We start from the raw sequence: 11,743 nt of genomic DNA, 5'->3' as shown, positions 1-11,743 counted from the left end.
GTCCCTGCGCAGATCCGACTTAACCGGCTACCGGGCTGCGCCAGTCATCCGATCCGGATGTGCCGGATACTTCGTGGGTCCAAACGATCTTGCGATAGGTGAAGTACACGTCCTCCAGGTGGGTGAAGTGAGCATTGTCCGGGTCCTGGCAATTGGGCATGCGGGACTGGATGTCCACGAGCGTCGCCCCTTCCAGTTCGATCGTGAAATAGTGCTCCTGGGTGCCGGCCGATGACGTACGGAACCACTCCAGTCGGCACGTGACCTCTTCACCGCTGGTCAACGCACTGAACAGCAATGGTGACGACTTATCGAAGACCTTGCTGATCATCAAGGGCTTGTGGACCCTCTGGCCCGTCGGCTGACCGGACTGCGGGTCGCGGGGAATGATCACCTGGTGAGCAAAGGCCTGGACCAGAATCTGGTCTTCATGGCCTTCCTGATAAATGTTGCCTACCGAGTCCTGGGTAAATGTGCCTGCCGTAATCAAACCCTGTTTGACGCCGGTGATGGAAAGATATGCGGGTGTTGGCATGACGGTTTTCCTTGCCTGATTGATGAGGTAGTTCCAATCGGTAATTGTGCCGGTTGGAAATATGGCTATTACAAGAAGCGTGCCGAAAAGTGCGGGAACCAATACAGGCTTGGCGTGATGTGGATATAGGCGTTGGATTTAAGCGGGTGTTGTGGCTTTGATGGTTGTTTTGCGGGAAATGTTTGCGCATAAGTGCGCATCTAGTTGCTCGCTCGTAATACACCGCTCAGTAGTTGGTTGTTCGCTGAAATTCGGTGGAATATAACTCCGCAGCTGCGCAAAAGTCTGCACATGCCTTGGTTTACGGCAGTCGTAGGAAATGTCTTAAGTGTAGGGCTATTGCTTGCTGAATGTTATTGGCGTGGCTAAGGTTTGCGAACTTCGCGGCAATTCAAGCGGAGTTTAGATGGCATTCTGGTGCGAAATTTAAATGCACTTAGTTTGTCGCTCGTACCTTGATTAGTCGCGTGCGGTCCTAAATGGTCTATTCAGAAAAGCTCTGCGCTTATTATCTTGAACTTGCCCGGTTACCCTGTTTGCAAACGAATTTTGCGGGCAGCGACATGCGCTACTCGAGTGAATATGAAAGCCTGGAGTTCGAGCTGGGAAAGGTGCAGTCCATTCATGGTGCTGGCCAGCCGGACTGGCAAAGGCTCCTGGAAATCAGCGAATGCCTGTTGCGTGAGCAGTCCAAGGATTTGCGCGTGGCCGTCTGGCTGACCTGGGCGCTGTACCAACGCGAATCCTTTGCCGGTCTGCTGGCTGGCCTCGGGTTGCTGCGTCATCTGTGTGAACACCACTGGTCGGTGGTGTACCCGGAAAAGCTGCGCACCCGTGGCGCGGCGTTCGGTTGGTTGGTTCTGCGCCTTGAGACACTGCTGGTTCAAAACCTTTCGCTTCAGGACCAGCAACCCTTATTCCAGTCCATGCTTGAACACCTCGCGCGGCTTGATGAACTCTGGACTGCACATTTGGGAGGCGATGCGCCGCTGTTGCTGCCGATTCGCAGGCAATTGGTCCAGCGGTTGGAGCTTGCTGCGCAAGGCCATCCCCCGGTCGTCGCGGTGAACGCCGTCGTTGCGCAAGTGCAACCCGCTGCCCCTCCATCGTTAAAAGTCGAACCGACGGTAAACAACGAAAAAGACGCGCATAAATTGCTGCGTGCCTTGCAGGAACAGGCCCGTCCGTTGTGTACCTGGTGGTTACGCCAGGACGCTACCGACCTTCGGGCCTTGCAGCTGAGTCGAACGCTGGCCTGGCTGGCCATCGTCCGATATCCGGACGCCAACAGTGAGCGTGTCACCGCGTTGTGCGGGCCTGCGCCCGACAAGCTCAAGCGCCATCAGGAGCGTTTTGACCAAGGCCATCACGCCGACCTGCTGCTTGAACTTGAGGCCAGCCTCTGCGGTGCGATGTTCTGGTTCGATGGGCTGCACATGCTCTGGCAATGCCTGGACGCCCAGCAGGCGAAGCTGGCCATGACCGAGCTGGAAGTGAACTTCGCCCTGTTGCTGCAACGCTTGCCGGACTTGCCGGGGTTTCGCTTTCAAGGGGGCGCTCCTTTTGCCGACAGCGGCACTCGCGACTGGATCGCACTGCATGTTTCCCGTCACCTGCAAACCCCTGAGGCGCCCCGCGTGGCGGTCGATGCCGAGCCCTGGGAGATCGCCTTGCAGGCTGTGCTGCCCAGGCTGCGCAAGGATGGGCTCAAAGCCGCAGTACATGAACTCAATCAAGGCCTGCACGCCGCTCGCAGCGATCGCGTGCGCTTTTATTGGCGCTTGGCCCTGGCGCGCTTGTGTGCATACGCAGGCAAGCATGAACTGGCGAAGATCCAGCTCGAACAGCTGGATCTCGAACTGCAATGCTCGGGCCTGGAGCGCTGGGAGCCGGAACTGGCGTTTCAAGTGACACACCTCTTGCACCGCTGCTGCGACCTGATGCCACAAAACCATGCCGTGCGCGAGCGCAAGGAAGACACCCACCGCAGGCTGTGCCTCTTCGATCTGGAAGCGGTACTTGAATAGGCTTACGAGCCATTTGAAAAGGAGATTTACCATGGCCAAAGAAGGTTCGGTAGCACCCAAGGAACGCATCAATATCACCTTCAAACCCGCCATCGGCGGTGCACAGGAAGAAGTCGAGCTTCCGTTGAAACTCCTCGTGCTCGGGGACTTCACCCAGCGTGAGGACCTGCGCAAGCTTGAAGATCGCAAGCCCATCGCCATCAACCAGAACACCCTCGATGAGGTGCTGGCCAAACAGGCGCTGAGCCTGACGCTGAATGTACCCAATCGCCTCCAGGCGTGTGCCGATGTCGAAGAACTGGCCATCCAGGTACGAATCAATTCGATGAGGGATTTCAACCCGGCGAATCTGGTGGAGCAGATCCCCGAGTTGCACAAGCTGATGGCCCTGCGTGAAGCGCTGATGGCGCTCAAGGGACCGCTGGGCAACACGCCGAGCTTTCGCAAAGCCATCGAACAGGCCCTGGCCGATGATGAATCCCGTGCCCGCGTATTGGCGGAGCTGGGCCTGAGCGGCCACACCGCCTGACATTTTTCAGTAAAAGGACACTGACGCCATGACGACTCAACGCACTCCGATGCCTGTTCACACCGCTGACGAGCACAGCATCCTCGACAACATCATCGCCCAGACTCTGCTGAGTGCGGACGATGAGGCCTACGGCATTGCCAAGCGTGGCGTCTCGGCATTTATCGAAGAGCTGATCAAACCGCAGAACAACGGGGAACCGGTCAAGAAGCGCCTGGTTGACCGGATGATTGCCGAGATTGACGAGAAGCTCAGTCGGCAAATGGATGAGATTCTGCACCACCCGAGCTTCCAGGCCCTGGAATCCTCATGGAAAGGCCTGCAGTTGTTGGTCGCGCGCACCAATTTTCGAGAAAACATCAAGATCGAACTGCTGAATGTCTCGCGGCAAGATCTGCTGGATGACTTCGAAGACTCGCCCGAGGTGACCCAGTCAGGGCTCTATAAGCATGTCTACAGTGCGGAATACGGCCAGTTCGGTGGTCAACCTGTGGGCGCAATCATCGCTGACTTCTTTCTATCTCCCAGCGCCCCCGATGTGAAGCTGATGCAATACGCATCCAATGTTGCCTGCATGGCCCATGCCCCATTCATCGCGGCCGCCGGCCCGACTTTTTTCGGCTTGGAAAGCTTCACCGATCTCCCTGACTTGAAGGATCTCAGGGATCATTTCGAAGGTCCGCAGTTCGCCAAATGGCAAAGCTTTCGCCAGAGCGAAGATGCCCGTTATATCGGGCTGACCGTGCCGCGATTCCTGCTGCGTACGCCCTACGATCCCCTTGAGTGTCCGGTCAAGACCTTCGCTTACCGTGAAACCGTGGTGAACAGCCACGAGCACTATCTATGGGGTAATACCGCCTACGCCTTTGCCACGCGATTGACCGACAGTTTTGCGCGGTTTCGTTGGTGCCCGAACATCATCGGTCCGCAAAGCGGCGGTGCAGTGGAAGACTTGCCCTTGCATCACTTCCACAGCATGGGCGAAATCGAAACCAAGATTCCCACTGAAGTATTGGTATCCGACCGTCGTGAGTACGAACTGGCGCAAGAGGGTTTCATTGCCTTGACGATGCGCAAGGGCAGTGACAATGCCGCGTTTTTCTCCGCCAGTTCGGTGCAAAAACCCAAGCATTTCGGTATCAGTGCCGAGGGCAAGGAAGCTGAGCTGAATTACCGCCTGGGTACTCAGTTGCCCTACATGATGGTGGTCAACCGCCTGGCCCATTACCTCAAGGTTCTGCAGCGGGAGCAATTGGGTTCCTGGAAGGAACGTACCGACCTGGAGCTGGAGCTCAACAAGTGGATTCGCCAGTACGTGGCAGACCAGGAAAACCCCAGTGCCGAAGTGCGTGGGCGGCGGCCATTGCGGGCGGCGCGTATCGTTGTCAGCGATGTCGAGGGCGAGCCTGGCTGGTACCGCGTCAACCTGAGTGTACGACCGCACTTCAAATACATGGGGGCGGATTTCACCCTGTCCCTGGTTGGCAAGCTCGATAAAGAATGAGCAGGGACCTAAGGATGACCCGCAACCAAAGCCTCTTTGAGCGACTTGAACGTCCGGCCGCAAAGTCATCATGTGCCGTGACGTCCGTCGCAGCTCATTTGGGAAAGATGCTCAGCATCCGCGCTGGCAGCGTGCAGACGCTGGCGGATTACGGTATGCCAGATCTCAATGATATGAACCAGAGTCTGCATGAGTCATTGAGCCAGTCGCGCTTGTTGATCGAACGCTTTATCCGGGCCTATGAGCCACGCTTGAAGGATGCGCGTGTGAGGGCGCTGCCCTGTGGTCACGATCCTCTGGTGCTGGCGTTTGTCATTGAGGCCACGCTCTGTGTCGACGGTGTGACGCAGCCTGTAGTGTTCTCCGCGTGCCTGCAGGATGCTGGAAAGGTTGAGGTCTTGCCTGATGTCCTTTAACCAGTATTACCAGAGCGAACTCAGTGCGTTGCGTCAGCTCGGACGGCGCTTTTCCGAGCGCAATCCTGCTCTCGCGCCCTTTTTAGGCGAGGCCGGCCAGGATCCGGATGTGGAGCGATTGCTGGAAGGCTTTGCTTTTCTTACTGGTCGCCTGCGCCAGAAGCTGGATGACGAGTTGCCTGAGCTGACTCATTCCTTGATGCATTTGCTGTGGCCCAACTACATGCGGCCCGTACCGGCGTTCAGCATCTTGCAGTTTGATCCGTTGAGGCATGCGGGACCCGGTGTGATGGTCGCACGGGATACGCCGGTCGAAAGTGCGGCGATCAACGGCGAGCGCTGCCGTTTTCGCACCTGTTACGCCACACGTATCTTGCCGCTGCAACTGAGCGCGCTGGAGTACTGCGTCCAGGGAGAACAGGCGTTGCTGAGCCTGCGCCTGGACATGGTGGGCGACGGCAATTTCAGCGAATGCGCGTTCGATCAATTGCGCCTGCATCTGTCGGGCGACCGCTACATCAGTCAAGCGTTGTACCTGAGCCTGTTGCGTGAGGTTGAGGGTATCGAGTTGCTGCCATTGGGTTGCGATGGGCTGGCTGTCAGCGGCGCTGACGGCCAGCCCCTGCTGTTGCGACTGGGTGGCGATCAGGTAAGGCCGGTGGGGTTCGCCGAGGAGCATGCGCTGATGCCCTATCCGCAGAATACCTTTCGTGGGTACCGCCATCTGCAGGAGTACTTCGCCTTTCCTGAAAAGTACCTGTTCGTCGATGTGGTTGGCCTGGATGCGCTGCAGCGGCTCCCCCAGGACGTACTCAAGCAGGTCTGCAGCGTCAACCTGTGCTTCAAGCTACGCGCCCGGTGCCAGGCAACCGGGTGCCCCACGCTGGACAACGTGAAGTTGTACTGCACGCCCATCGTCAACCTGTTCAAACATGATGCGGTGCCGATTCGCCTGGACGGCAAGCAGGACGAATACCTGCTGATTCCTGGGGAATACACGCGCGCAAACGCCTGTGTATTTTCCGTCGACAAGGTCACGGGCTGGCGCCCTGGCGGGTTGGGGTACCAGGCGTACGTACCGTTTGAATCCTTCGAGCATGATGGCGTTATCGATGCATCGGCAGCCCCCACCAGCTACAGCATTCGTCAGCGCGCGTCGGCGCACCATGCCGGGCTCGATACCTGGCTGGGGTTCGGGAACGCTCAAGGGCATACCCAGGAAACGCTGTCAATCGAGCTGACATGCACCAATCACAACCTGCCTCGGCAATTGCAGGCAGGGGAGATCAATCAGCCCTGTGAGCAGACGCCGGAGGGCTTGTCATTTCGCAACATCTGCGCGCCGACCGCGAGTTTTGCACCCCCCCTGGACCAGGATTTTCTCTGGCGACTGATCAGCAACATGTCGCTCAACTATTTGTCATTGAGCGACATCAGCGCCTTGAAGGTGGTCCTCGAAACCTATGACGTGCCGCGTTACCACGATCTGCAAGCGAAAAAAATCAGCCAGAGGCGGTTGGGGGCCTTGCGATCCATCAGCCATACGGCCGTCGACCGCTTGCACCGGGGAATGCCGCTTCGAGGGTTGCGGGTCGACCTGACCATTGATTCCCAAGGGTTCCTGGGGCAGGGCGAAGCGTTTGTGTTCGCCTCGGTGCTCAACGAGTTTTTCGCGCTTTACGCCAGCCTGAATGCCTACCACGAGCTACGTGTCATCAGCACACAAGGAGATGTGTACCTATGGCCACTTCAGATGGGGCAGCAGCCCCTGCTTTGAAGGAACTGTGCCGGGCCATCCGCGAATACTCGCTGTTCCAGGCGATTTTGCAGGTGATCAAGCGCCTGCGCGATGCCCATCCGTCACTGGATGACAACGCGCTCTATGACAGGTTGGAGTTTCAGGCCAATCCAGGTCTTGGTTTTCCCGGTCACGATATTGACCGGGTGGAGTTTTTTGTTGAACACGATCAATTGCGCGCGCGTCTTCGCCTCAACGTCCTGGGGCTCTGTGGCGCAGGTTCACCCTTGCCGGCCTTTTACAGCGAGCAGGCGTTTACCGACGGGACGGGCGGCCAGGCGACCCGGGACTTCCTGGACCTGTTTCACCATCGTCTGCAACGGCTGATGCTGCCGATCTGGCGCAAATACCGCTACCAGGCGTGTTTCCAGGCGCAGGCGCGTGATGCTTTTTCCGAGCAGATGTTTGCGTTGATTGGGTTGAAGGGCCAGCGCATTCGCACGGCGGCGCAGTTGGACTGCAAGCGACTGTTGCCCTACCTGGGGTTGCTTGGCCTGCGGGCGCATTCGGCGGCGGTGATTGAGACGGTGCTGCGTTACTACTTCAGGCACGAGCGCTTGTTTATCGAGCAATGGGTGGAACGCACGGTTGTCATTGCTCCCCCGCAGTTGAACCAGCTTGGCTGTGCCAACAGCGTGCTGGGCGTCGACCACGTAGTGGGAAGCCAGGTCGCCGACCGCAGCGGTAAGTTCAGGGTGCATGTACGGGACCTGGATTGGCAGCGCTTTCATGGTTTTTTGCCGACAGGGTCGGACTATCCGCTGCTGTGTTCGTTGGTGCGGCTGACTGCACGAGACCCGCTGGAGTATGACCTGCGCCTGGTGTTGGCCAAGGACGCGATCAGGCCGTTGCACGTGGGTGAACACAATGTCTGCAGGCTGGGTTGGACCAGTTGGCTGGCACACGAGTGCGCCGACGGTGTGGTCATCGTGGCCAGCAATGCTCACTAGGGACTGATGATTATGATGAATGTAGACCTGCAACAACTGATCCGGACATTGACGCCTGCGGTCCGTCAAGACTTGGAGCGCTCGGCCGACCGTTGCGTGACGCGGGGTGGCACTGAAGTCTTGGTGGAAGACCTGCTACTGGCCCAGCTGGAATGTCCCGATGGTCTTTTGATACGAGCCTTGGCCGACGCGGGGGTCGAGGTGCAGACGCTGCAAGCAACGCTGCAACCCAAGGGGCAGGCAAGTGCTACGCGCAATCCGGTGTTCGCCCAGGCCCTCGTGCAATGGTTGCAACAGGCGCTGATGGTTGCTCATCTGGAGTTGCGCCAGAGCGTCGTGGACCACGGAGCCCTGTTACTGGCGCTGTTGCGTCACCCGTTGCAGCACGCAGGCAGTGGCTATCACGCGTTGTTGAGCCGTTTGGATGCACAGCGTGTACACGGGTTTCTGCTGGGCCAGGGGCCTGGCATCACCCCGGCAGCAAGCGGCGAGTCGATGCTGGGGCGTTTTACCCATGATCTGACACGCCAGGCCCATGAAGGGCGCATCGACCCGGTGCTGTGTCGCGAGGGTGAGATCCGTCAGCTGATCGACATCCTTATGCGGCGGCGCAAGAACAATCCGATCCTTGTCGGCGAGGCCGGGGTGGGCAAGACCGCGGTTGTCGAGGGCCTTGCCCTGCGCATCGCCAGCTCGCAGGTGCCGGAACCACTCAAGGGTGTGCGCGTGCTGACCCTGGACATGGGCTTGCTGCAAGCCGGTGCCAGCATCAAGGGCGAATTCGAACGACGTCTCAAGGGCGTGATCGACGAGGTGAATGCCGCGCCGACACCGGTGATTCTGTTTATCGATGAGGCGCATACCCTGGTGGGCGCAGGTGCCCAGGCCGGTGCCGGGGATGCCGCGAACCTGCTCAAACCGGCCCTGGCCCGGGGTGAGTTGCGGACCCTCGCTGCCACCACGTGGTCCGAATACAAGAAGTACTTTGAAAAAGACCCTGCCCTGGCGCGGCGTTTCCAGCCTGTACTGGTCGGCGAGCCCAGCGTGGAACAGGCGATTTCAATCCTGCGCGGGCTGGTTCCGGCCTACGAATCCAGCCATGGCGTGCATATACGTGACGATGCCGTCGTCGCGGCGGCGCAGATGAGCGCTCGGTACCTGGCAGGGCGTCAACTGCCAGACAAGGCGGTGGATGTGCTGGACACCGCCTGCGCACGTGCGCGCATCAACCAGGTAACGGTGCCCGAAGCATTGGAGCGCCTGTGCACTGAGCAGGCTGAAGGCTCGCGGCAGCGCAAGGCGCTGAATCGAGACAGGGACGCTGGGCTGCCGGTGGATGAGCCGGCTGCACAAGCGTTGAACCTGCGATTGGCGGCTGTCGAGAGCGAGCGTCAACATCGGGAGCAGCGCTGGCTTGAACAGCGCGCACTGGCGGAGCCGGTGCGTGTGTGCCCGCGCCTGGTGGCGCAGGTTATCAGCGCTTGGACGGGGATTCCCGTTGAACAGCTGTCCCTGGAGCACAGTGAGTCGGTGCTGGGGATTGCCGATGCGCTGCGGTCACGCATTCTCGGCCAGGAACCTGCCATACAGGCGCTTGACCGCAATCTGCGCGCGGTGGCTGCCGGGCTGAACCAGGCCGACGCGCCGGTCGGGGTGTTTCTGTTGGTGGGCCCGAGTGGCGTGGGCAAGACCGAGACGGCCTTGGCCCTGGGGGATTTGCTGTATGGCGGCGAGCGTTTTGTCACCACCCTCAACATGTCGGAGTTTCAGGAAAAACACGCCCTGTCTCGGCTGATTGGCGCACCCCCCGGTTATATCGGGTATGGCGAGGGCGGGGTGCTGACGGAAGCCGTGCGCCAACGCCCCTATTCGGTGGTGCTGCTCGACGAAGTCGAAAAGGCCGACCCGGAGGTGTTGAACCTGTTCTATCAGATCTTCGACAAGGGGTTGGTCAATGATGGCGAAGGTCGGGAAATCGATTTTCGCAATACGCTGATCCTGATGACTTCCAACCTGGGCAGCGATTGCATCGTCGACTTATGTGCAGGCGGCCGACGGCCTGATACTCAGGTGCTGCAAGATGCAATTCGCCCCCTGCTGCGTGACTATTTCAAGCCCGCACTGCTCGCCCGGATGCGGGTCGTGCCCTATTACCCGGTCGTGGGCGCTGTGTTGCATGACCTGGCAAGGCTCAAGCTGGACCGTCTTGGGCGAAGGTTGCAGTCGCGCAAGCTGGCATTGAGCTATACGACCGAACTGGTCACGCATATGGCCGAGCGGTGCGCCCATAGCGACAGCGGAGCGCGGTACATCGACCAATGGATCGAGATCCACCTGTTGCCGCAGATGGTCGATCGACTGCTGGCGGCGATGGCGACGGGTGAGCCACTGTCGCGAGCCCATGCCGGCCTGGATGCTGACGGGCTGCCAATCTGCGAGTTCAGCCAATGATGAACGGCGTGCTTGCCCAGTTACCCCAACCCCTGGCCTACGCGGAGACGTTGTTGGGCTGGTTCACCCGAATAGGGATCGAGAGTGACGAGACAACGTTGCCAGACCTGTGTGTTGCAGCGGCTGCGCAACTGAGTCAATGCGAACTTGGCCAGTTGTACTGGCGTGACGAGGCGACTGGTCGACTTGACTTGGTTGCCCAGCATTTGCCGGGTGCATTGCCCCTCGGCGACCTTGCTTGCGGCGCGGACTTTCAGCATCAGCAGCTGTTGCATTACGTCCTCGGCCATCGCTGCAACCTGAGCGTGGAGAACCTGGCCGACAGTGTGTATGAGAGCGGTTTTTTACCCGCGACAGCTACCCCCTGGCGCTCGTTGGTGTGCCTGCCGCTGTTCGGTCGACACAAGGCTGTTGCCGGTCTATTGCTGTGCGCCAGCCAGCAGTCGAAATTGCTCCAGGACTACGGTCCGTCATTAAGCCAGCTGGCAAGCTTCGCCTTGAGTCACCTGGCGCTGTTGCGACGCGTGCGTCCTGCGCACAACGGCGCCCAGGCCAGGCCTCGCCTACCCGCGGCGCGCAGGACGTATGGGTTGATCGGCAACAGCGCGGCCATGGACGAAACCTACCGCCTGATCGGCAAGGTGCTGAATGCCCCCTGCACGGTGCTTCTGCGCGGGGAGACCGGAACCGGCAAGGAGGTGGTGGCACGGGCCATCCATGCTGCCGGACCGCGCAGTAGCAACGCCTTTGTGGTGCAGAACTGTGCGGCCTTTCCCGAGGGGCTGCTGGAGAGTGAGTTGTTCGGTTATCGCAAGGGCGCTTTTACAGGCGCAGAACGTCACCACGTTGGGCTATTTGACGCCGCCGATGGCGGCACGTTGCTCCTCGACGAAATCGGCGATATGCCGCTATCGCTCCAGGCCAAGCTGCTACGGGTGTTGCAGGAAGGCGAGGTTCGCCCGTTGGGAGCCTCTGCGGCCCATAAGGTCGATGTGCGGATTATTGCCGCGACCCATCGTGACCTCGCTGCAATGGTGGCGGATGGCAGTTTTCGCGAGGACCTGTACTACCGGCTGGCGCAGTTCCCGATTGAATTACCGGCCTTGCGTGAACGCGACGGTGATGTGCTGCTGTTGGCGCGACAGTTCGCGCAATCGGCCTGTGCTGCACTGGGGCTGGCGCCGGTGGAATGGTCTGCTGCGGCCTTGGATCAACTGTCGTGCCACGCTTTCCCCGGCAATGTCCGCGAACTCAAATGTCTGGTGGAGCGCGCGGTACTGCTCTGTGACGACGCAGTGGTGCTGCCTGAACACCTGTCGCTGCTGCCCGGCCCGACCTGCGCTGACGTCGGCGCGACGTTGCGCCAGCGCCTGGAGCGGGTTGAACGGGTATTCCTGATCGACTGCCTGCACAAGAACCGTGGCAACCGGACCCGTACGGCACGTGAGTTAGGGGTCGCACGCCGCACGCTGCTTTACCGCCTTACACGCTTGAACATCCCCGGCGGCGATGTCCGAGGGGGGCGCTGAATGG

At 59.7% G+C, this 11,743-nt stretch carries 9 protein-coding genes; 8 read left to right on the top strand and 1 reads right to left on the bottom strand.

Annotated features, from left to right (window positions below):
* Positions 1–19: 19 nt before the first annotated feature.
* Positions 20–535, bottom strand: a complete 516-nt coding sequence (locus tag FIV39_RS22535) for an Hcp family type VI secretion system effector (protein WP_090403381.1) — start codon at positions 533–535, stop codon at positions 20–22.
* A 479-nt stretch (positions 536–1,014) separates the two neighbouring features.
* Between FIV39_RS22535 and tssA the strand changes: the two genes are divergently transcribed.
* The 8 genes from tssA to FIV39_RS22495 are packed head-to-tail and all read left to right on the top strand — an operon-like array spanning position 1,015 to position 11,739.
* A complete protein-coding gene (gene tssA, locus FIV39_RS22530; protein ID WP_090403383.1) occupies positions 1,015–2,562 on the top strand; it encodes a type VI secretion system protein TssA in 1,548 nt (515 codons plus the stop codon).
* A 31-nt stretch (positions 2,563–2,593) separates the two neighbouring features.
* Positions 2,594–3,091, top strand: a complete 498-nt coding sequence (gene tssB, locus FIV39_RS22525) for a type VI secretion system contractile sheath small subunit (RefSeq protein WP_090403385.1) — start codon at positions 2,594–2,596, stop codon at positions 3,089–3,091.
* 28 nt (positions 3,092–3,119) lie between these two features.
* A complete protein-coding gene (gene tssC, locus FIV39_RS22520; protein WP_090403387.1) occupies positions 3,120–4,595 on the top strand; it encodes a type VI secretion system contractile sheath large subunit in 1,476 nt (491 codons plus the stop codon).
* Positions 4,596–4,609: 14 nt separating this feature from the next.
* On the top strand, positions 4,610–5,011 hold the full coding sequence (gene tssE, locus FIV39_RS22515; protein ID WP_090409931.1) for a type VI secretion system baseplate subunit TssE: 402 nt from the start codon (positions 4,610–4,612) through the stop codon (positions 5,009–5,011).
* A complete protein-coding gene (tssF, locus tag FIV39_RS22510) occupies positions 5,001–6,788 on the top strand; it encodes a type VI secretion system baseplate subunit TssF (RefSeq protein WP_090403389.1) in 1,788 nt (595 codons plus the stop codon). The genes tssE and tssF overlap by 11 nt, the downstream gene beginning before the upstream one ends.
* Positions 6,752–7,759 carry a type VI secretion system baseplate subunit TssG gene (tssG, locus tag FIV39_RS22505; RefSeq protein WP_090403390.1) on the top strand — a complete coding sequence of 336 codons (1,008 nt, stop codon included), beginning with the start codon at positions 6,752–6,754 and terminating at the stop codon, positions 7,757–7,759. The genes tssF and tssG overlap by 37 nt, the downstream gene beginning before the upstream one ends.
* Positions 7,760–7,771: 12 nt before the next feature.
* The gene (locus FIV39_RS22500) at positions 7,772–10,210 is read left to right on the top strand and encodes an AAA family ATPase (protein ID WP_090403392.1); all 2,439 of its coding nucleotides are present in this window, start codon (positions 7,772–7,774) and stop codon (positions 10,208–10,210) included.
* Positions 10,207–11,739 carry a sigma-54 interaction domain-containing protein gene (locus FIV39_RS22495; RefSeq protein WP_090403394.1) on the top strand — a complete coding sequence of 511 codons (1,533 nt, stop codon included), beginning with the start codon at positions 10,207–10,209 and terminating at the stop codon, positions 11,737–11,739. The genes FIV39_RS22500 and FIV39_RS22495 overlap by 4 nt, the downstream gene beginning before the upstream one ends.
* Positions 11,740–11,743 lie beyond the last annotated feature (4 nt).

The organism is Pseudomonas grimontii (assembly GCF_007858185.1).
Taxonomy (GTDB): Bacteria; Pseudomonadota; Gammaproteobacteria; order Pseudomonadales; family Pseudomonadaceae; genus Aquipseudomonas; species Aquipseudomonas grimontii.
This window is presented reverse-complemented; position numbering and strand designations above follow the sequence as displayed.

Coding starts and splice junctions, on each gene's coding strand:
- FIV39_RS22535 (WP_090403381.1), bottom strand. CDS start 535: ATGCCAACACCCGCATATCTTTCCATCACCGGCGTCAAACAGGGTTTG.
- tssA (WP_090403383.1), top strand. CDS start 1,015: ATGGTCTATTCAGAAAAGCTCTGCGCTTATTATCTTGAACTTGCCCGG.
- tssB (WP_090403385.1), top strand. CDS start 2,594: ATGGCCAAAGAAGGTTCGGTAGCACCCAAGGAACGCATCAATATCACC.
- tssC (WP_090403387.1), top strand. CDS start 3,120: ATGACGACTCAACGCACTCCGATGCCTGTTCACACCGCTGACGAGCAC.
- tssE (WP_090409931.1), top strand. CDS start 4,610: ATGACCCGCAACCAAAGCCTCTTTGAGCGACTTGAACGTCCGGCCGCA.
- tssF (WP_090403389.1), top strand. CDS start 5,001: ATGTCCTTTAACCAGTATTACCAGAGCGAACTCAGTGCGTTGCGTCAG.
- tssG (WP_090403390.1), top strand. CDS start 6,752: ATGGCCACTTCAGATGGGGCAGCAGCCCCTGCTTTGAAGGAACTGTGC.
- FIV39_RS22500 (WP_090403392.1), top strand. CDS start 7,772: ATGATGAATGTAGACCTGCAACAACTGATCCGGACATTGACGCCTGCG.
- FIV39_RS22495 (WP_090403394.1), top strand. CDS start 10,207: ATGATGAACGGCGTGCTTGCCCAGTTACCCCAACCCCTGGCCTACGCG.